Source organism: Leifsonia sp. Leaf264, assembly GCF_001422325.1.
In the GTDB taxonomy this organism is placed as follows: Bacteria; Actinomycetota; Actinomycetes; order Actinomycetales; family Microbacteriaceae; genus Orlajensenia.
In genome coordinates this window covers 537,394-555,100 of record NZ_LMMR01000005.1, presented here as the reverse complement: position 1 = coordinate 555,100, position 17,707 = coordinate 537,394, and the positions used below count along the sequence as shown (strand labels likewise).

22 protein-coding genes are annotated in these 17,707 nt (G+C 65.8%); 4 read left to right on the top strand and 18 right to left on the bottom strand.

Annotated elements, in window-relative coordinates:
• Positions 1 to 10 precede the first annotated feature (10 nt).
• The 11 genes from ligA to ASF30_RS12270 all read right to left on the bottom strand — a co-directional run bounded on the left by ligA (position 11) and on the right by ASF30_RS12270 (position 6,791).
• Positions 11 to 2,116, bottom strand: a complete 2,106-nt coding sequence (gene ligA / locus ASF30_RS12320; RefSeq protein ID WP_055906866.1) for an NAD-dependent DNA ligase LigA — start codon at positions 2,114 to 2,116, stop codon at positions 11 to 13.
• A 58-nt stretch (positions 2,117 to 2,174) separates the two neighbouring features.
• Positions 2,175 to 2,612 (bottom strand): hypothetical protein, encoded by a 438-nt coding sequence (locus ASF30_RS12315; protein ID WP_055906863.1) that lies wholly within the window; start codon positions 2,610 to 2,612, stop codon positions 2,175 to 2,177.
• Positions 2,613 to 2,633: 21 nt separating this feature from the next.
• Positions 2,634 to 3,134 (bottom strand): hypothetical protein, encoded by a 501-nt coding sequence (locus ASF30_RS12310; protein ID WP_157497329.1) that lies wholly within the window; start codon positions 3,132 to 3,134, stop codon positions 2,634 to 2,636.
• The gene (locus tag ASF30_RS12305) at positions 3,131 to 3,454 is read right to left on the bottom strand and encodes a hypothetical protein (RefSeq protein ID WP_157497327.1); all 324 of its coding nucleotides are present in this window, start codon (positions 3,452 to 3,454) and stop codon (positions 3,131 to 3,133) included. Before ASF30_RS12305 ends, ASF30_RS12310 begins: the two co-directional genes overlap by 4 nt.
• 99 nt (positions 3,455 to 3,553) lie before the next feature.
• Positions 3,554 to 4,015, bottom strand: coding sequence for a hypothetical protein (locus tag ASF30_RS12300; protein WP_055906853.1), 462 nt, complete (start codon positions 4,013 to 4,015; stop codon positions 3,554 to 3,556).
• A gap of 118 nt (positions 4,016 to 4,133) precedes the next feature.
• Positions 4,134 to 4,406 (bottom strand): hypothetical protein, encoded by a 273-nt coding sequence (locus ASF30_RS12295; RefSeq protein ID WP_055906850.1) that lies wholly within the window; start codon positions 4,404 to 4,406, stop codon positions 4,134 to 4,136.
• 21 nt (positions 4,407 to 4,427) lie between these two features.
• Positions 4,428 to 5,228 (bottom strand): thymidylate synthase, encoded by an 801-nt coding sequence (locus ASF30_RS12290; protein ID WP_055906847.1) that lies wholly within the window; start codon positions 5,226 to 5,228, stop codon positions 4,428 to 4,430.
• Positions 5,229 to 5,293: 65 nt separating this feature from the next.
• A complete protein-coding gene (locus ASF30_RS12285) occupies positions 5,294 to 5,833 on the bottom strand; it encodes a hypothetical protein (RefSeq protein WP_055906844.1) in 540 nt (179 codons plus the stop codon).
• Positions 5,830 to 6,123: a hypothetical protein gene (locus ASF30_RS12280; protein ID WP_055906841.1), complete on the bottom strand. Its 294-nt coding sequence runs from the start codon at positions 6,121 to 6,123 to the stop codon at positions 5,830 to 5,832. Before ASF30_RS12280 ends, ASF30_RS12285 begins: the two co-directional genes overlap by 4 nt.
• Before the next feature lie 72 nt (positions 6,124 to 6,195).
• Positions 6,196 to 6,444: a hypothetical protein gene (locus tag ASF30_RS12275; protein WP_055906837.1), complete on the bottom strand. Its 249-nt coding sequence runs from the start codon at positions 6,442 to 6,444 to the stop codon at positions 6,196 to 6,198.
• Between the two features lie 95 nt (positions 6,445 to 6,539).
• Positions 6,540 to 6,791, bottom strand: a complete 252-nt coding sequence (locus ASF30_RS12270) for a hypothetical protein (protein ID WP_055906834.1) — start codon at positions 6,789 to 6,791, stop codon at positions 6,540 to 6,542.
• 66 nt (positions 6,792 to 6,857) lie between these two features.
• Between ASF30_RS12270 and ASF30_RS12265 the strand changes: the two genes are divergently transcribed.
• Entirely contained in the window at positions 6,858 to 7,484 is a 627-nt protein-coding gene (locus tag ASF30_RS12265) for a hypothetical protein (protein WP_055906831.1), read from the top strand.
• Here ASF30_RS12265 and ASF30_RS12260 read toward each other — a convergent pair whose 3' ends face one another.
• Entirely contained in the window at positions 7,485 to 8,339 is an 855-nt protein-coding gene (locus ASF30_RS12260; protein WP_162240761.1) for a metallophosphoesterase family protein, read from the bottom strand.
• Positions 8,340 to 8,554: 215 nt separating this feature from the next.
• Here ASF30_RS12260 and ASF30_RS12255 point away from each other — a divergent pair, with 215 nt between their 5' ends.
• The 3 genes from ASF30_RS12255 to ASF30_RS12245 all read left to right on the top strand — a co-directional run bounded on the left by ASF30_RS12255 (position 8,555) and on the right by ASF30_RS12245 (position 11,408).
• Entirely contained in the window at positions 8,555 to 10,393 is a 1,839-nt protein-coding gene (locus ASF30_RS12255) for a hypothetical protein (RefSeq protein ID WP_055906825.1), read from the top strand.
• A 27-nt stretch (positions 10,394 to 10,420) separates the two neighbouring features.
• Positions 10,421 to 10,996 (top strand): hypothetical protein, encoded by a 576-nt coding sequence (locus ASF30_RS12250; protein ID WP_157497325.1) that lies wholly within the window; start codon positions 10,421 to 10,423, stop codon positions 10,994 to 10,996.
• A 79-nt stretch (positions 10,997 to 11,075) separates the two neighbouring features.
• Entirely contained in the window at positions 11,076 to 11,408 is a 333-nt protein-coding gene (locus tag ASF30_RS12245) for a DUF4190 domain-containing protein (protein ID WP_055906819.1), read from the top strand.
• Positions 11,409 to 11,469: 61 nt separating this feature from the next.
• On the opposite strand, the gene ASF30_RS12240 is transcribed toward ASF30_RS12245, so the two are convergent.
• The 6 genes from ASF30_RS12240 to ASF30_RS12215 are packed head-to-tail and all read right to left on the bottom strand — an operon-like array spanning position 11,470 to position 17,689.
• Positions 11,470 to 12,270: a hypothetical protein gene (locus ASF30_RS12240; RefSeq protein WP_055906816.1), complete on the bottom strand. Its 801-nt coding sequence runs from the start codon at positions 12,268 to 12,270 to the stop codon at positions 11,470 to 11,472.
• Positions 12,270 to 12,824 carry a type I-E CRISPR-associated protein Cas6/Cse3/CasE gene (locus tag ASF30_RS12235; RefSeq protein WP_055906813.1) on the bottom strand — a complete coding sequence of 185 codons (555 nt, stop codon included), beginning with the start codon at positions 12,822 to 12,824 and terminating at the stop codon, positions 12,270 to 12,272. The genes ASF30_RS12240 and ASF30_RS12235 overlap by 1 nt, the downstream gene beginning before the upstream one ends.
• Entirely contained in the window at positions 12,821 to 13,519 is a 699-nt protein-coding gene (gene cas5e / locus ASF30_RS12230) for a type I-E CRISPR-associated protein Cas5/CasD (RefSeq protein WP_055906810.1), read from the bottom strand. The genes ASF30_RS12235 and cas5e overlap by 4 nt, the downstream gene beginning before the upstream one ends.
• Positions 13,516 to 14,736 (bottom strand): type I-E CRISPR-associated protein Cas7/Cse4/CasC, encoded by a 1,221-nt coding sequence (locus ASF30_RS12225; protein ID WP_055906807.1) that lies wholly within the window; start codon positions 14,734 to 14,736, stop codon positions 13,516 to 13,518. The genes cas5e and ASF30_RS12225 overlap by 4 nt, the downstream gene beginning before the upstream one ends.
• Positions 14,733 to 16,817 carry a type I-E CRISPR-associated protein Cse1/CasA gene (locus tag ASF30_RS12220; protein ID WP_162240760.1) on the bottom strand — a complete coding sequence of 695 codons (2,085 nt, stop codon included), beginning with the start codon at positions 16,815 to 16,817 and terminating at the stop codon, positions 14,733 to 14,735. The genes ASF30_RS12225 and ASF30_RS12220 overlap by 4 nt, the downstream gene beginning before the upstream one ends.
• A complete protein-coding gene (locus ASF30_RS12215; RefSeq protein ID WP_055906801.1) occupies positions 16,799 to 17,689 on the bottom strand; it encodes a helicase associated domain-containing protein in 891 nt (296 codons plus the stop codon). The genes ASF30_RS12220 and ASF30_RS12215 overlap by 19 nt, the downstream gene beginning before the upstream one ends.
• Positions 17,690 to 17,707: the final 18 nt, after the last annotated feature.

Sequence of the window (17,707 nt, the reverse complement as noted above, 5' to 3'; positions counted from 1 at the left end):
CTGCCGCAGCCTAGACGCCGAGCATCGCCGCGAACTCCTCCGGCGTCACGATCGGGACACCCAGGGCGACAGCCTTCGTGTACTTGGAGGAACCCGGCTCGCCGCACACCAGCAGGCTCGTCGTCTTCGACACGGAACCGGAGGCGCGGCCGCCGTTCGCTTCGATGAGCTCCTGCACCTGGTTGCGGTTCAGTGAGGCGAGCGGGCCGGTCATCGCACCGGTGACCACAACGGTCTTCCCGGTGAGGGCTGCACCGCCGCTGTCGCCAGCGGGTGCCGAGGCGGCTGCGTGCTGCATCTTCACGCCTGCGGCCTGCATCTTGTGGATGACGTGGCGGTTGTTCTGGAAGCCTTCGTAGAAGAGGCGGGCGCGTTCGCCGGCTACGCCTTCGACGGCGTAGAAGTCCTGTTCGGTGGCGTTGAGGATCGCCTCCATGCTTCCGAAGTGGTTCGCGAGGCGGCGCCCGAACGTGCGGCCGGACTTCCGGATGCCGAGGGAGGTGATGACCCGGTTCAGCGGCTGCTCCTTCGCCTTCTGGATGCCGGCGTACACCTTCGCGGCGCGGACGGCGCCGTACCGCTGCCCGTTGTCCAGGGGCAGCATCGCGAGCTCATCCTCGGTCATCTCGAACAGCTCGCCGAGGTCCTCCACGTCCGGGTGGTTGGCGAGTGCGTCCGCGAGCTCCGTGCCGAACCCGTCGATGTCGAAAACGTCACGGGAGGTGGCGTACGCGAGCAGCGACCCGAGGGACTCGGATGGGTCTGTGGTCCGCCAGATCGCCCCGGACGTGTCCAGGGGGCTGCCGTTCGGTGAGGTGGTCGGAGGGGTCCACGGCTCAGAGTCCGCGCTGCGGTTCTCCGGGAAGGAGCGGACGACGCGGGGGATGATGTCGTTGGCTTTGTACACCTCGACGTCATCGCCGATGCGCAGGTCGTTGTCGCGGATGAACCCGACGTTGTGCAGGGTTGCACGGCCGACGACGGAGCCGTCCACCTCAACGGGTTCGAGGACAGCGGTGAATGAGATCGCGCCGGTGCGGCCGACAGCTGTTTCGATGCCGAGCAGCTTCGTCACAGCGGTCTCCGCCTCGTACTTGTAGGCGACAGCCCATCGGGGTGCGCGGGAGGTGGTGCCGAGAGTGTCGCGGACATCCAGGTCCGTCATCTTCAGGACGATGCCGTCTGTCGGGTAGCCGAAGGTGTCGTCGCGGCGGTGCTCACCGAACGCGGTCAGCTGCTCGAGCACGGTTGCCCCGTCGGGCGAACCCAAGCTGATCGCGGACGCGGGAAGGAGGCCGGCGGCGGGGGCGAGCTCGCTTCCGTCTGCGGACACGATGTCGTAGGTGACAAAGCTCAGGGCAACCTGGTAGCCGAGGTTCTCCGCCCGGACTGATCCGGCGGTGGCGTTGCGGGGGTTCGCGAACGCTGGCTTCCCGGAAGCTTTCCGGTTCTCGTTCGACGTGGCGAAGTCCTCTGACGTCATCAGCAGCTCACCGCGGACATTCACGCGGCCTTCGTATGGCAGGGACTCGGGGAGGTTCGCTGGGCTGATGGCTTTGATCCGGTCGGTGATGTCCTCGCCGGACTGGCCGTCTCCGCGGGTTCCGACCCGGGTGAGCGTCCCGTCGACGTAGGTGACGTTGATGGCCATGCCGTCCAGCTTCGGTTCTGCGACCACAGCGGAGCCGGCTGCGGCTGCCCGATCCAGGAACGACTGCACCTCAGCGATCGTGTTCGCCTTGTCCAGGGAGAGCATCGGGGTGTCATGGACGACGTCGCCGGTGGAGAGGATGCCGCCGGCCACCTTGGTGTTGAGTCCGCTCGGCTGCACCTCCGGGTGCGCAGCCTCGTACGCGGCGATCTGGGCGACGAGCAGGTCGTACTCCCGGTCGGTCATCAACTCGACATCGGTGTAGTAGTAGCGCGCTGCCGCGTCACGGGCTTCAACCACAGCGTCGACGTACGAGTCGGCGTCCAGGCTGGCGGTGAGCGGTGCGATCTCCGGGGTGGAGAGCTGTTGCGGTGCCCAAGCGCCGTCGTTCTGGAGAGCCTTGACTCCGGAATCGGTGGTCACGTGGACGGTGTTGCCGCGCGGGCGGTTGGAAGAGTTGTTCATGCTGGACTAAGTGTGTGGTGGATCAGCGCGTTTGACACGCTCGCTTGGGGCATGGGCCTCAGTGTGTTTGGCGGTACTTCTTGGCAGCGCGTCGGTCAGCGTTCACACGCTTCCACAGCATCACAGCGAGAAGGATGTCGAACGCGAGCCCGTAGATGCTGGGTCCGAAGATCGTCCACAGAACACCGAGGGCGCCGCCGAGGACCAGCGCGAACCCGAGGGCGATCGGGACGCCCCACTTCGGTTGGTTGAACCGGCGGGAGGCGATGAAGTACACGCCGAGGACGGAGAAGAGGAAGCCGACGACATCTCTGCCGTTCCAGATCAACGCCGCCAGGAGGAACCCCTCGTCCCCAGGCTCAGCGCTGACAGAGAGGAGAGCCAGCGGCCAGAGGAGGATGTGGAGGAGGATCAGGATCCCAGCTCCGACACCGACGGGGATCCCGATTCGGCGTTGCAGGTCTGCTGACTTCCGGTACGCGGCGATGCTGTCCATGCCCTTAGGGCATGTGGCGGGTCACTCCTGCGATTCCCGCATCGCGTCCAGCAGTCGCTGCAGCGGTCCGCGCTCAACTCCGGCGGCTTCGTCGAGCTCCCGGGACTCCTTTACCGACAGTTCGTGGTCCGGGCAGAAGAACTTACCGCCGGCTGATGACCAGTAGGTGGGAATGCCGCAGACGTGGCAGTGCAGGCCGAGCTGCTCCGGGGTGAACACCTTGGAGCCGAACTGGTTGCAGTGCTTGCAGAACCCTGCGCCGTTCACGTAACCGCGCGGCTCCCATTCATGGGTGGGGCAGCTGACGTACTGCTGGTATTTCGCCCAGGCGGCGTCCTCAGCTTCTTCGATGGTCGCGCCTTCACCGCGGATGAACGTCCCTTCCGGGAACGCCTCCACAAACGCAGTGTTGTAGGCGCTACCGCCGTCACGGCGGAACACTATGCCGTGACCGCCGCCTTGGACGAGCACCCCGTCAGGCCACGGGTGATGGGCTTCGGTGGTGGTGTTGCGGATGTTCAAGGTTCGCTCCGGTGTTCGAGGTGTTGGGCTACGTGGATGAAGGTGATGATCGCCATGGCGAGGGCGATTGCTGCGTTGGCTGTGACGCTCAGGTCACCGAGCATGGCGCCGACGTATCCGATGGGGATCCAGCCGATGCCGACGGCGGCTGAGATCAAGGTTCTGGACAGCAGCGGGAGGCTCCGCCCGCGCCGGCGCAGGCTCACGAAGTAGAAGGTGACCGCGGCGACGGTGACAGCGGAGGTTCCGATCAGGACGAAGTGGATGATGGAGACCGCTTCAGGGAGCTCGTCGAGCTGGGCCCGGAATGCGGCGGGCATCGTCGCGCCATGCAGCAACGGAGCACCGACGGCCAGGGCGCCTCGCTGGATGAGTCCGCGAAGCGGCCGGTGCGTCATGGTTGCTCAGCAGGAGGAGTTCTAGGCGACAGCCGCGCGGTCGGAGCGGCGCTCCGCACGGTCTAGTCCGACTTCGATGAGGATCAGGCCGACGCACACGATCGGGAGCACCAGGAGCACCGGGATGGGTGCGGTGATGTACGCGATCGTCACTCCGAAGGTGACGAGGATGGCGATGCCGAAGCTGATGAAGAACGCGGAGAGGTTCGAGATGCCGCTGGTGACTTCACCGGTTCGGAAGAATCCGTTCACGCATGCGGTGAGTGCTGCCGCCGGGAACAACGCCCAGAGGATCGCGAGGGTGACCGTCAGGTGGATGGAGGTGAGCGAGATCGGGCCTGGAGTGTCAGACGACACCGTCTGCTCACCGACCAGGACCCAAAGATCCAGCCCGGACACGACCGCCATCAACGCGAACAGCGGCCATTTGATGAAGTTGGTGGGTCTCTCGACGAGTTCGCTGCTCAGCTCGTAGGTTGCCATGGGGTTCCTCTGGGTCGGGGAGCCCGCCGAACAGGCCGGGTCATCGAGGAGTCATGTGGCGAGTGAACAGGTGGAACGAAGGCTGCAGATAGCGACCTTCGGCGCCGGCCCCGTGATCTCAGTAGCGCCTTCTGTCCCGCCCGGTCAGCGTGAATCCGTACACGCATGCTGCGACGATCACGTAGATGAACGGTGCCGGCACTTCGATCGACACTGGCTTGTAGACGCCGGTGATGATCTGCACCACGAAGAGGATCGAGGAGGCCAGCAGGATCCCGGCGACGACCAGCTCGAGGATGGCGCGGCGCTTCGCTCGTGCGCGTCTCTGGGCTTTCCGCTTCGCCTTTTTGGCGGTCTTCTCGTCGGTTGTGATGTCGATGGTGTCAGTCATGGGGTAGGTCCTTGGTCGGGATTAGACGGCGACAGCGCCGCGGATGAGGGGGTGGGGGTCGTAGCCGACGACCTGGAAGTCGTCGTACTCGTAGTCGAAGATGGAGCCGCGGTCGGCGATCTCCACCGTCGGGTAGGGGCGTGCGTCTCGGGACAGCTGCAGTTCCACCTGTTCGCGGTGGTTGTCGTAGATGTGGACGTCGCCTCCGGTCCAGACGAACTCTCCGGGCTCCAGGCCGGTCTGCTTGGCGACCATCAGGGTGAGGAGTGCGTAGGAGGCGATGTTGAACGGGACGCCGAGGAACATGTCGGCGGACCGCTGGTACAGCTGGCAGGAGAGCTTGCCGTCGGCGACGTAGAACTGGAAGAGGGCGTGGCAGGGCGGGAGCGCCTGGTTGTCGATCTCGGTGGGGTTCCAGGCGGTGACGATGTGGCGGCGGCCGTCCGGGTTGGTGCGGATCTGCTCGATCACCTTGGTGATCTGGTCGATGGACCCGCCGTCTGGGGTGGGCCAGGAGCGCCACTGGACGCCGTAGACGGGCCCGAGGTCGCCGTTCTCGTCCGCCCACTCATTCCAGATTCGGACGCCGCGCTCCTGCAGCCATCGGACGTTGGAGTCGCCGCGGAGGAACCACAGCAGCTCGTAGGCGACGGACGCCCAGTGGACCTTCTTCGTGGTGATCAGCGGGAATGACTCGGCCAGGTCGAACCGCATCTGCCGGCCGAACACCGATGTGGTGCCGGTTCCGGTGCGGTCGGTCTTGTGGGTGCCGTTGGCGAGGACGTCAGCGAGGAGGTCTTCGTAGGGGGTGGGGACGGTCAAGAGGAGTCTCCTAATCGGGGCGGGTGCTGAAGGGACATGTGGCGAGCGGCCTCGCCGCGACGCTGTCAGGCTGTGACGAGTCGGCGGATGATCTTCCGGCCGGTGTTCAACCGGTCGAATGAAGCGACCATGCCGTTGTACTGGGTGGAGTCCTTGCCGTGCCGGTTGCCGATCTCGGCGAGCCGCTCTTGGAGGGTGAATGCTTCCCCTCTCGGCCCGGTGGTCATGTCGGCCCAGTCGACAACGGTTTGGATGAGGTTGTGTGGGCGTTCGAACTCCATGAGCTCGGCGCCGTACCCGAGCATCGGCCCTTCATGCTCGGCTGTTGAATGCCATGCGACGTACCCGGCGATGGATGCGTTCCAGTTCTCGCGGAGGTAGAGGGCGCCGGCGAGTGGATGCCACGGGTGGACGTCAGGGAACGCGTATCCGAGGTCGTGCAGCCAGGCGATGCCGACGGCGAGGTTCTGCTCGAACTCTCGCAAGCCCAGCAGCGGGGCGACGGCTGCCACCTTCGCTGCAACGGCTTCGGTGTGCAGCCAGCGGTCGCCGAGAGGTTTGATGTACCAGGTGGCGTAACTGTGCGGGGTCGTATCAAGGGTCATGCGGATTGGGTGTCCTCTATGAGTGAGTACAGGAACTTCTGGGTGTCGGTCAGCTCGGACCAACTGCGTGCGTGGACGTTGATGTCGTGTTCGGGGAGTTCATCGATGCCCAACCCGTAGTCCTTGACGCCCTTCTTGGTCGCCGCTGGTTCGCTCGTGGGCGATGCCGGGGTGACGGTGATCAGTAGGGTTCCGCATTCGTCGTACACGTCACCGCGGAGCGCGCCCTGCAGGTGGATCTTGATCGCGTCTTCTCGGCTGGTAGCGGCGCCGTCACGTTCGGTTGTCATGCCCTCAAGACATGTGGCGGGCGGGCCCGAAGCCCGGCAGGAACCCCTACCGGGCTTCGTCGACAGCTGCAGTTACGAAGCTGCCTTGGCGTTGCGGTACAGACGGAACGACTTCGCGTCCTTCGGGCCGGCGATGCGGAGCGCGACGAGGCCTCCGAACAGACCGGCGAGGGACAGGATGTACGCCGGTCCTCCGATGAGGCCGCCGGCGATGCCGATGAAGCCGGAGAACGCGGCGACGCTGATCGCGAGGCCCTGGGTCTGCTTCGCGTCGAGCTTGGCGGTGAGATCGGCGGTGAGTGCGGTGGTGAGCTTGCTCATGGTGGTGCCTTCCTGGGAAAGTGTCCGCGGCGGGTGATGCCATCAGGGCATCCGCGTCACTGTTCCTATGCGCGGGCTGGGAGCCCGGCTGTCGGTTACGCCGCTGCGGAGGTCGGGCAGCCGCCCTTGCAAACGCATGTGCTGAGCTGTGCCGTGCCGGCGATGAACTGGTCGACCGTGTCGTGCCAGACCGTTTCGGCGCGCCCAATCACGTACGCGCGGTTGAGTCCGACCAGCTTTTCGGAGCCGGGGTAGAGGGCTTCGGCGATCTCGGCGATGATCTCCTCGTCGTCGCGGAGGACGACAAGTGCGGAGAGGTTCTCAGCGGGAATGGTGGCGGCGGTCATGGCGGTGCTTTCTGTCGGGGTGTCTGTAGGGCATGTGGCGATCGTCGGGCCACACACCTAGGCGGAATGGTGAAACAGGAACGGAAATGGAACGGCTTCTCCCGTGGAGCTGCCGCCGGGTTCGAGGCTCGACGTGACAAGCGAACCGGCCATCTCGGAGCTCGCACACACGAGGACCCCGACCGTGCGGTCACGGACCAGTTCCAGACGCCCGCCGTCCGCATCTCCCCGGAGACGATGGAACGTCTCGGCCGAGATCGGTGGAAGCAGTGGGACAACTGGGGGAGGACCTCACGCAACCTCACCGACACCCAGGAGCAGAAATGGTTCCGCGGGAAGGGCGCCGAACTGAAGCGTCAGACCGCCGAGAACGAAGCCGCCGAAGTGGCTGCGCTGACTGCCCGCCGCGCTCTGTTCGAAGCGCTGCTCAACAACTTCATGATCGACGCCGCCGAATCCCGCGCCCTGCAGAAGGAACGGTACGCGGCCCACGAAGAGCTGAAGGCAGCGCTTGAGCCGATGGCGCCCTCAGACTTGGACTACGGCCGGAAGATGCTGCAGATCACGACATCGCTGTCCGCATGCAAAGTCGCGGACCGCGACTACGAGAACGCTTCCACTGAGGTGGACGGGATCCGTGCGCAGCTCGCTAGATGGGCTGACAACGAGCCATCCGAGGACGACCGGCCCTGATCAAGACTCCGGGTCCACCTGGAACGCCGCGTCCCAGTTCTTCAGCTTCCGCACGTACCCCTGAGCTCCGGGCACGTCCAACCATTCGTAATCGAGGGTGTCCAGGTTGACGATGATGACGTTGCCGGCGAACCGGTCGCGGTTCAGCGACACGATCGTGCGACCGTCGTCGAAGGAGCGTGCGTCGTCCTCGTGGTAGTGGCCGTGAACGAACAGGTCGGGTTGCACCGCATCGTAGGCGCGAGTGACCCGCCATTCGCCTTCAGCGGCGTACGCGAGCGCCTTCAGAGGCCAGTTGCCGCGGTTGCCAGCACGGATCAGGTCGATGGTGGAGGTTGACGGGTTCGGGGAGTCGTGGGCGACCATGATGTCGGCGTGGCCGGCGGCGATCGCTTCATCGACCTGGCGTTCGGTGACGACCTCCTCGGACCACCAGTCGCGGCCGGGGAACCGGTTGGCGTAGTCGACGGATGGGGCGCCGCCGAACGACAGGAACGACTTGCCGGCGTGGGTCCACCGGAAGTTCCGGGGCAGCAGCCACACATGCGGGCGGAGCGGTGCCGGGCGGCCGCGGTAGGCAGCTTCGAGCTCCAGACGCCAGGCGTGGTCCTCGTGGTTCCCGTCGGTTACCCAGATCTCGATGTCGTGCTTCGCACAGAGAGCGGAGACGGTGTCGAGGTAGTGGTCGGCGGGTGTCGAGCCTCGGAAGAAGCCGAAGTCACCGACGTGGAGGATTGTGCGGACGCCCGCGGCGGCGATCTTTGGGATCACCTGCTTCACCCAGGCGGTGCTGGCATGCCAATCTCCGGCGACCGCGATGACTCGGTCACCCCGGTCGATTGAGGGGGCGTGCATGCTCATGCACCCTACATGCGCGGACCCGCACACTTACGTGGTGTCGGGTTCCATCTCCACCAACGCTGGGTCACGATCCCGAACTGGGGTGCTGGCCAGGAAATGATGGCGTGGGACATTGGGTTGGAACACTCGAGTGTCGGCCCGATCGCGGCCACCATGCTGGTGCACAGGCGAGCGTCGATGAAGACCAGCTCTCGAACAGATCGGAAACCATGAGCTACGGATCACAACCCGGTCGGGGGCGGGCGCAACTCGCGGCCATCACCGCACTCGCTGCTCTGCTTGTCGGCTTGACCGCCGTGCCGGCGGCCGCATCGGACACCCCGTACACGACTTTGACCGGCACCGTCCTCACCCAGGGCGTCGGCGCTGAGGCTCCCACTCCGGCAGCTGGAGTCAGACTTCAGGTCATCGCAAAGACCGACCAGTCCGTCCCGAGGTATGTCACCACCAACTCGAAGGGGCAGTACTTCGTCAGCAACCTGCTGCCCGGCTCGTACTTCCTCTGGTACGCCGCTCCGTCGTCGCAAGACCCGATCTACACACAAGCCTCAGACGGTTCCACCACCAAGGAGAAGGCTGCATTCACCAACTTCGCCGCGGGAACCTCCCTCCTCGACTTCACACTGAAGCGCGGAGCGAAGATCAGCGGGAAGTTCACCACCAGCAACGGCAACACAGTCTCTGGAGTGTCGATACTCGTCGTCAATGAAGCGGGAGACGTTGTCGCCTTCCCGTCGATGCTGAGCAGCAAGTGGCAAACGGCCACCCTCCCGGCTGGAACGTACAAGGTGCGGTTCAGCGGCTACACCAGCACCCCAGGGGCCATGGCCACGCAATGGTGGAGATCGAAGACCACCATGTCCACGGCCACCCCGATCATCGTCACCCCCGGGGTTGACGCCATCAACATCAACGGCGTGTACATGACTGGAGCGGCGATCAGCGGGAGTCTGTACGCAATCGTCGACGGTGTCCTGGCTCCCATCACCGGCAACATCAACGTCGTGACTCCGGAAGGTGACCCGGTCACCACGGTGAGGGCAGAAGCCGACGGAAGCTGGTTGGCGTCCGGGCTGTGGTCCGGTAATTACAAGGTGTACGCATCGGCTGGTGCGGACGACGCCTTCACCGGCTACCCGAGCACGTACGCCGCCGGAGACTACGGCATCACCTCCATCACTGAAGCCCGGAGCATCCGCGTCGACACCGGCAAGGAAACGACCGGCATCTCCATCCGTCCGTTCAAAGAGGGCGTCGTAACGATCCTCCGCCCGACGATCAGCCAGACAGTGCGTGTCGGTGGAACTCTGGCGGCCGCAACCGACGTCTACCCGGTCGGGGCTACGAAGACGTACCAGTGGTTGCTGAACGGCGTCGCCGTCCCCGGAGCCACCAAGTTCAACTTCCCTCTGACCTCGGCCGCCGCCGGCAAGACTGTGACAGTGCGGATGTCGGCCACCTTCCCTGGGTACGCCGCAGCTGCTCCTCTCACCTCGGCGCCGACGGTCAAGGTCGCGACCACCGCCACCCCGAAGATCACCGGCACTGCGAAGGTGGGCTCAGCGTTGACTGCGGTCACCGGAACATGGACTGCGGGAACATCGTTCAAGTTCCAGTGGTACGCGAACGGGGTCGCCATCACCGGGGCGACGTCACCGTCGTTCAAACCATCCACCACGCATACCGGCAAGCGGATCACTGTCGCCGTCTCGGGCACACTTGCCGGCTACCAGAAGATCACCCAGAAGTCTGCAGCGACCCTGAAGGTGGCCACCTCGGGGGTGCCGAAGATCTCCGGAACCGCGAAGGTCGGCTCGACTCTGACTGTGGCGACCGGGACCAAGACGACAGGAACGTGGACGCCCGGCACGTCGTTCAAGTTCCAGTGGTACGCGAACGGTGTCGCGATCAGCAAGGCGACATCGTCGTCCTTCAAGCTGACCACCGCCCAGCTGGGGAAGAAGATCACAGCGAAGGTCACCGGGTCGCTGTCTGGGTACCCGACGATCACAGTTGCATCAGGAGCGACCGCGAAGGTGATCCGTTAGTCGCCGCACCCCGCACACTTACGTGGCATGAAGATGCCATGGAAAGGGTTCAGCCGAGCCGCAGCCGACCAGTTCGAGAAGAACCGCGGGGCCGACGGCCGGCTCGGGGAACGTCGGCAGTCCGAAGTGGACCGCACCGTCACCAGCCAGTTCGAGATGCTCCCGACTTCCGCTGAGGTGGAAATGCTGATGGACGCGAACCGCGCCCGGAGCATCGGGGCCTCACTCAACCACTACCGGGCCTCTGAGGCGGCCCGGGACGCCAAAGCTCAGCCGGCCGGGAAGGCTGCTGCCGCTGGTGTCGCTGCCGCCGAAGAGCGACTCGTCGAAGCACAGAAGGAGACTCGTGCGGCGCTCCTGGAGACAGAGGAGCTGCTCCGCCTCCGAGGGAAGGTCGCCGTTGTGAACAGCCGCGCCCAGCTCGAGGAAGCAGAGGAGCAGTACGACCACCTCCTCGGAACACTCGCCGGCCTCCGCCAGGGCGACCCCGGCTACCCGGACGCTGATCGCATGATCCAAGCGGCTCGGAAACGGATCCGCGACCTGGAAGCGTTCATCGAGGGGTCCGAGATCCTGTCCCGGTACCGGTCGATCCCGGAGTGACTCGGCTGGCTCTGCCACATGTCTGCCTCCTGGACGGAGCTGATGCTGCCGTCTCCCACCTCTCAGAAGGAGACCCGACATGACCGACCAGAACATCCACCCGGATGCGGCGCCCGCCCCGTACGCCCACTATCCGGCTCCCGCCTACGCACCCCGACCGGGTGAGCAGGCTACCTCGGCCCCGAAGATGAACACGTTCGCCATCGTGTCGTTCGTTTCCGCGTTCTTCGTCTCGCTGGCTGCCGTCATCTTCGGCCACCTGGCGTTGAAGCAGATCAAGGAGACCGGTGAGAAGGGGCGTGAGTTCGCACTCACCGGCTTGATCCTCGGCTACATCAGCCTCGGCCTCGCGGCGCTGTGGACGCTCCTCGTGGTCATCGTGATCGTCATCGGGACTCTCAGCGGCCACTGACCCGTCGCAGTAAGAAGCCCCGCCTCGGATGTTTCCGGGCGGGGCTTCTTCATGCCTGCAGTCAGGCCAGGATGCGGCTGACAGCCTCGATCATCCGAGATGCGACACGGCGGTCGTGGAGCTCCTCGTCGACCACAGCTTCGACATCGGCCAGGTCGGCGAACTTCCGGGCGCCGACGAGGAACCCGATGGGGATGACGTCGGACATCTCGAACGCGGATGCGAGGTCGTAGGCGAACGAGAGCCGGTCGCCGCGGTGGATGAAACCCAGAGCGGACGACACACCCAGGAGCGTGCAGACGTCCGCGGCGATCCGGACAGCTTTCGCCTGGGCGACGTCGATCGCGACGTTGGTGAAGTCGCGGCCGCCGGGCGTGCGGGAGAAACGTCCGACCCGGAACCGGGCGGTGTGCTTCTCGTACACCTCCTCCACCAGCTGCGCGTCGAGCTCGGCAAGCGACGCCTTCTGAGCTGTCGCTGAGGCGCCATCGTCGCCGAGACGGAACGCGTAGACGCGGCGGGCGCCTTCGGTGACCTTCGTGAACAGGTACGCCTGGTTGACGGCGTAGGTGACATCCTCCAGTGGGGCGGGGCTGAACCCGGGAGCTCCGGTGGTCGAAAGGGATCGGATGCCGAGATCTGCCAGCTGGCGGGCGCCGGCGGCAGTAGGGGAGGCGCTGGGCCCGAACCCGACGATGACGTCACCGTCGGGGATCGGGACAGCCTGACGGGCGACGTCGCCGTCCTCATCCTCAATGCCGACGACTGCGACGCCGCCGCGGGCTTTCACCAGTCGGGCGTAGTCGATCTGGGCGTAGTGGACACCGGCGGTCTTCGTGAATGTGAGTGGTGTGGTGCGCATCAGGCAGCCACCTCCTTTGTTGTGGCCATCATCAGCCCGCAACCGAACGGCTTCTGCCGTCCGATCCCGGTCCTGAGCAGGCGGGCGAGCTGGGTGGGGTCGGTGACGACGGCTTCCCCGTCGACGGTGTCGACGATCACGGGGGAGCGGCCGGAGTCGACTGTGGTTCGTCTGGATGTGTGAACGGTCACATGGGTGAGCGCGCCGGCGGTCTTCTCCGCCAGCCAGGTTTCGGTGTCGACAACTCGGACACCGCCGGTTCGGCGGCGAGCTATCGGGTTCACGGCAGCCCGGAACCTGATCACGGAACCTTCAGCGAACTCTGTTCTCGGACGGATCGTCGCGGACGGGGAAGGCAGCTTGTCGGGGTCGGGCTGCACGTCGGAGCTGATGATGACGTTGGGCCCGTCGACCATGAACAGGATGTTCGACTGTGAGCGTCTGGTGCCGACATCACCGGGGAGGGTCTCAGGGAACAGCGACATCACCATCTGGTGGAACGTCTCGCCGTGGTTCTCGATCCGTTCGGCGGGGACGCGTGTGAGGTAGGTCACGGCTTCCAGCCTTTCCAGAGATCTGCGGGGGTGGTTCGTCTTTCAGGAGATACATGTGCGGACACGTAGTTTTTGTCTCCGACGATCCGGTGCACCGGCAGGGCGGCACGTGCAGACCCGGTCGGCAGCTTCTCCATCAGCTGTTCCGGTGATCCCTCGTGGATGCCGAGGGCGTACGGGAACGTGGGAGCGAACACGCGCCTACCTAGGTAGGTGAGGAACTCAGGGCTGCGCAGCGCGGCCGCCACCGTAGCAACCTTCTCGTCGTCCGGGTGGGAGATCGCGACGATGAACTCAGCACCGGACAGGTACGCCCGACGGGTCTCCATGGTGGTGGCTCCGCGCACCTCCCAGCGGCCGCCCTGGCCGCGGGGGACTGTGTAGTTGGAGGTGCGTGCCGGCCCGGAGTACAGGGTGGAGGCGTGCTTGTCCTTGGATCGGGACTCGGCCAGATCCTCCGGCGGTGCGGAGATCGTCTGGTACTCCACCTCGACGGTGCCGGAGCGGTCCACCCGCACCCAGATGGTCAGGTCCTCGAACCAGGCGGGGTTTTCTCCTCGGCGGATGCCGAGAGCAGCACCGATCAGTCCGAGCAGGGCGCTGCGAGTCGGCACGCCTTCGGTGGACTTCATCTGGAACGGGGAGCTCGCGTAGGACTGCCCGGACCCGGCGAGCCGGATGACGGCGGACTTCATGCGGCCGCCTTGACCCAACCGACGATGAACGACACCATGCCGCGGATCCCGACGACGTCGGCTCCGGGGATGCCGGTGTCGTGGCCGACGGCGTTGACGCCGGAGATCAGGGTGTCGCCGAAGAACTCAGGGTCGTACAGGCGGGCGGCGCGCGCCTGCTGGTACAGGTGTTCCATGGACGGGGCGAGGTAGCCTCCGTCTGCGCCCAGCTGCACAGGCTTGTCGAACTCGTACCCGGTGCGGCTGAGCTGGGTTTCGGCGATCACGACAGCGGGGAGCGGCTCCGCTGCAGAGTTGTTCTTCCCCGCTTGCGGGAGCGTTTCGATGAGGGTGCGGACGAAGGAGGTCAGCTGCTCGTCGGCGGCGTCGGCGGTGATCCCGGTCCAGGAGCGCTGCAGCTGCTTCCGGTCGAACGTGACGGTCCGGTAGTACACGCCGGTGGTGTGAGCGGACTGGTTCAGGTGGGAGATGCCTCGGGGGATGAGGTCGTCGACGGTGGTGAACAGGTCGAACTCCACCGCGATCGAATGGGTGGTGGTAGCAGGGGACACGGCGATCGCCGCTTCAGAGGACCATTCGGGGCGGTGGGCGAGCATCCGCCCGAACCCGGCGATCGCCAGTGACGAGGAACGGGCACTGAACACGTTGTCGGTGCTGCCGTCGGCGACGACGCCCTGGGCGATCGCTTCGACCTCCTCAGCGGAGAGCCACACAGCGGTTTCAGCGTCACGCTCAGCCTTGTCGATCTGGGCGTCCAGCTTCGCTGCGACCTTCGCGTCGTAGATGGCCATGAACTCAGCCAGTTCCTCCGGGGAGGCGTCGGCCGGTGCTTTCGCTTCATGGTGAGCGCGGGCCTTCCGCGCCTTCACGAGAGCGGCCTTGTCGGCACGTTCGATGTTGACGGTCAGGTCGAGGATCAACGGTTTCACGATCCGGCTGGCGGCGTCCCGGTCGAACGGGATGTTCGCCTGCTCGGCGATTTGTGCGGCGCGGTCGAGGATGTGCTCACCGAGCGCGCGGGAGCGGAAGGAGATGACGTTGCCGGCTGCGGCTCGTTCGTACTTCACACGAGCTGCTCGCTTCAGCGACCAGGAGGACAGGATGCCGCGGAGCACGCCGCCTTCCATGTGTGACTTCGGGGCGCCGCGGTCGTCACGGTTGCGTGCATGGTGCGGCACTGCCGTGAGGATGTGGACGGTGAGGTAGTCGTGGTTCATGCTGCGAGGGCCTGTCTGGTGCGGGTGAAGTAGCGGTACGCGAATCCGTGGCGGTGCGACCGGCGAAGGTCGATGTCGGGGTGGTCCCAGTACCGGAGGGTGGTGATGACGTTGTGGAAGTTGACGGAGATGTGGGCCTTGTCCAGGCGTTGGAGGAGGCTGTCGAACGTCTGCACGGCGGACTGTCCGTCCGTCTGAATGAGTTGGGCGATGCGGGCGGGGATGCCCGTCTTCGAGTTGAAATCCTGGTCGAGGGTCTCGGTGAGGACATGCAGAGCTCGGGCGAAGCTGAGGGTCGCGGCGTGCTGCAGGTTCGGGTGGAGGGCAAGGGTTGAGAAGCCTTCCAGGACGGCGTCCCGCTCCCACCCGGCCGTCGGGAGCTTCCGGTGGCGGGCGGGGACCCGGTTGCGGACGTCGAACCTGTAGGAGTTGTCGGTGCCGATACGGCGGATGTACTCGGCGACGGTGGTCGTCAGATCTGACGGGTCGAGCTCGTCGGCGATGATGGCGCGGCCCAACTGGGAGCGGCCGGCGGCGATCTGCTGGATGGTGCGTGCGGTCAGAAATGGTTCAACGGCCCGGTCGAACGCGGCGAACTTCGCCGTTTGGATGTCGGCGACGAGGCTGGTCGGTTCGGTGCCGCCGAAGATGTCGGAGATGGCTCCGGACAGCAGTGGCTCCAACGTGGAGTGAAGCTGGCCGACCGCGGTCCTCAGTGTCGGTTTCAGGTGCGGGGACCGGATGGTGCGCCCGTCCTTCTCCGTCGCGGGGAACACTGCGGTGAGGGCGTGGAAGAGCGCCGCCTCCGGGTTCCGGGCTGCGCTGTTCGCGAGGTCGCGGATGACGTCCAGCTGTTCAGCGTCGACGTCGAGCAGGTCTGATTCGACGGTGAATGTGGAGGCGAGCACCGGGTCGACGGCGCCGCGGTTCGTGGCTGCCACCTCCAGCACTTGGATGGTGGTGCCGTGGGTGGAGAGCAGCCCGCGGCCGAGTCTCGGTGTGGCGGCGTCGACATGCCAGGCTCGGAGGTGCTGGGCTGTGGAGCTGGTGCGGGAGATGCCGGAGAACAGCTTCTGGTCCTGGCCGTCGACGTCCACCCAGACTCGGGTGGGGTCGTTGGTGGCGGCGGAGCGGAGCTGGTCGGTGACTGCTTGCTTGTACCGGTCGCCGAGCTCGGGGGCGGGGAAGCCTCCGCGGAGGACGGTGGTGAACAGCCCGGCCGCTCCGTCGTACTGGGCGAGGGCGGCTGATCCGGAGAAGGTCCATTCGCCGAGGGAAGCTGGTCCCCAGTCGGTTCGGAACGGTTCGGTGTACGCCGGCAGGGTGCCGTCCGTCAGCCAGTTCGGGGAGATGTTCAGCAGCAGCGTGGCTGCCAGGGTCCGCCCGGTGCGGAAGAACGTCAGCCCTGACTTGGACCCGTCGATGGTGTCCGCTCCGAACATGCCGATCGACCCGGAGGAGCGGAACTTCGGTCCGTCCTTCTCTTCGGTGGTCCTGGTGAACAGGTTCGCAGCGCATCCGTAGAACCAGTTGGTGACCAACGCCTCCGCGGTCTGCGCCGGGGTCAGGGACTCCGGGTTGAAATGGTCTCCGGCGACTTCCAGCCACGCTTTCGATGCCGGTCCGGGGGTGCGGGGGTGCAGCGTCGCTGCGGGGAGGGCTCCGCTGCTCTCCGGGTTGGCGAGCTGGTCGTAACCGTCCAGTGACGCCAGTTGGAGGAACGGTGTGGCGTCGTCGATCAGGTGCAGATGGGTGTCGATCCGGTTGAGGGCGGCGGTGATGGCGGCAGGAGGGAAGCCGTCAGCGACGAACCGGGATGCGTTGCTTTCCTCGATGCCGCCTTCACGGCAGACGAGGACGGCGACGGAGATCAGGAACCTGGTGAGCGCTGCGTGGACCAGCGGGTCGCGGGTGTCGAGCCCGTCGATGGTGTGCGCGTTCAGCAGCGCATGTTCGAGGGTGACGCGCAGGTGACGGCCGCCGACGCTGACCGGCACCCAGTCGAGAGTGCGGACGTTGAACGTGGAGGCTGCGCCCTGCGCGGAAGCGAGGGCGGGGGAACTCACTTGGACCAGTACCATCCGGGGATGAAAGCCTCCAGGGCGCGGCGGCGGGTGTCGGTCATCTTCAGGGTGGACGCGGAGCCGGGCTTCGCTGCACGGCGGGCGTGCTCGCACCAGCGACCGAACTTGCGCTCGGTCTCGTCGTCGCACTTGCCGCGGGGGATGCGTCCGTTCTCGGTCACCCAAGCTGCGACGGAGATCAACGTGTCCCACCACTGCTCGGCGGGGGCGATCTGCCAGTCCCAGCCGGGGATGGCTTCCAGCTGTTCCGCCTGAGGGCGGCCGAGGGTGCCGGCGCGGAAGGAGTCGCGGTACCGGGTGACGAACGACGCGAGGCGGCGCTCCTCCTTGTCGGTGGTGTACTCCTTCGGGAACGTGCCGGTCGACTTCACCCAAGCGAGCAGGTCGTCGGCGGCGGACTTGAACGTTGAGGTCGGCTGGCCGGACCACCACCATCCGGGGATCACCTCCAGTGCGTCGGACTGCTCGACGGTGAGGGTGCCGACGGTCTCGGGGTTGGTCTTCTTGGCACGCTGGACGCGCACCCAGTTGGCGAGTGACTTCTCAGCGGCGGTGTCGCCACGGCGGCGGGGGATGTCGCCGTGGGTGAGGACGAACGCCTGCAGTTCGGCGAGGCGGTCCTTCCAGACGGTGCTGCCGTCCGGGGCCTGCCAGTACCAGCCGGGGATCGCCTCGAGCGCGTCGGCTTCGGCGTCGGTCATGGTTCCGAGACGGCCTTCGGTTCGGTTCCGCTGCGCCTGGCACCACTTCGCCAGGGTGGCTTCAGCGGTGTCGCCGACCTGGGAGTTCGGGAGGCGGCCGTGGTCGTTGACGAAGCGGTTCAGCTCGTCGACGCGGACGGCGAACAGGGAAGGGAGCGGAGAAGTCATATACCCCTCATGTGCGGA

What these genes read in the sequence shown, in the direction of transcription:
- ASF30_RS12275 (WP_055906837.1), bottom strand. Translation starts at nt 6,444, where the DNA reads ATGAGCAAGCTCACCACCGCACTCACCGCCGATCTCACCGCCAAGCTC.
- ASF30_RS12285 (WP_055906844.1), bottom strand. Translation starts at nt 5,833, where the DNA reads ATGACCCTTGATACGACCCCGCACAGTTACGCCACCTGGTACATCAAA.
- ligA (WP_055906866.1), bottom strand. Translation starts at nt 2,116, where the DNA reads ATGAACAACTCTTCCAACCGCCCGCGCGGCAACACCGTCCACGTGACC.
- ASF30_RS12300 (WP_055906853.1), bottom strand. Translation starts at nt 4,015, where the DNA reads ATGGCAACCTACGAGCTGAGCAGCGAACTCGTCGAGAGACCCACCAAC.
- ASF30_RS12245 (WP_055906819.1), top strand. Translation starts at nt 11,076, where the DNA reads ATGACCGACCAGAACATCCACCCGGATGCGGCGCCCGCCCCGTACGCC.
- ASF30_RS12225 (WP_055906807.1), bottom strand. Translation starts at nt 14,736, where the DNA reads ATGAACCACGACTACCTCACCGTCCACATCCTCACGGCAGTGCCGCAC.
- ASF30_RS12260 (WP_162240761.1), bottom strand. Translation starts at nt 8,339, where the DNA reads ATGCACGCCCCCTCAATCGACCGGGGTGACCGAGTCATCGCGGTCGCC.
- ASF30_RS12255 (WP_055906825.1), top strand. Translation starts at nt 8,555, where the DNA reads ATGAGCTACGGATCACAACCCGGTCGGGGGCGGGCGCAACTCGCGGCC.
- ASF30_RS12220 (WP_162240760.1), bottom strand. Translation starts at nt 16,817, where the DNA reads ATGGTACTGGTCCAAGTGAGTTCCCCCGCCCTCGCTTCCGCGCAGGGC.
- ASF30_RS12280 (WP_055906841.1), bottom strand. Translation starts at nt 6,123, where the DNA reads ATGACAACCGAACGTGACGGCGCCGCTACCAGCCGAGAAGACGCGATC.
- ASF30_RS12240 (WP_055906816.1), bottom strand. Translation starts at nt 12,270, where the DNA reads ATGCGCACCACACCACTCACATTCACGAAGACCGCCGGTGTCCACTAC.
- ASF30_RS12315 (WP_055906863.1), bottom strand. Translation starts at nt 2,612, where the DNA reads ATGGACAGCATCGCCGCGTACCGGAAGTCAGCAGACCTGCAACGCCGA.
- ASF30_RS12250 (WP_157497325.1), top strand. Translation starts at nt 10,421, where the DNA reads ATGAAGATGCCATGGAAAGGGTTCAGCCGAGCCGCAGCCGACCAGTTC.
- ASF30_RS12305 (WP_157497327.1), bottom strand. Translation starts at nt 3,454, where the DNA reads ATGCCCGCCGCATTCCGGGCCCAGCTCGACGAGCTCCCTGAAGCGGTC.
- ASF30_RS12295 (WP_055906850.1), bottom strand. Translation starts at nt 4,406, where the DNA reads ATGACTGACACCATCGACATCACAACCGACGAGAAGACCGCCAAAAAG.
- cas5e (WP_055906810.1), bottom strand. Translation starts at nt 13,519, where the DNA reads ATGAAGTCCGCCGTCATCCGGCTCGCCGGGTCCGGGCAGTCCTACGCG.
- ASF30_RS12215 (WP_055906801.1), bottom strand. Translation starts at nt 17,689, where the DNA reads ATGACTTCTCCGCTCCCTTCCCTGTTCGCCGTCCGCGTCGACGAGCTG.
- ASF30_RS12270 (WP_055906834.1), bottom strand. Translation starts at nt 6,791, where the DNA reads ATGACCGCCGCCACCATTCCCGCTGAGAACCTCTCCGCACTTGTCGTC.
- ASF30_RS12265 (WP_055906831.1), top strand. Translation starts at nt 6,858, where the DNA reads ATGGTGAAACAGGAACGGAAATGGAACGGCTTCTCCCGTGGAGCTGCC.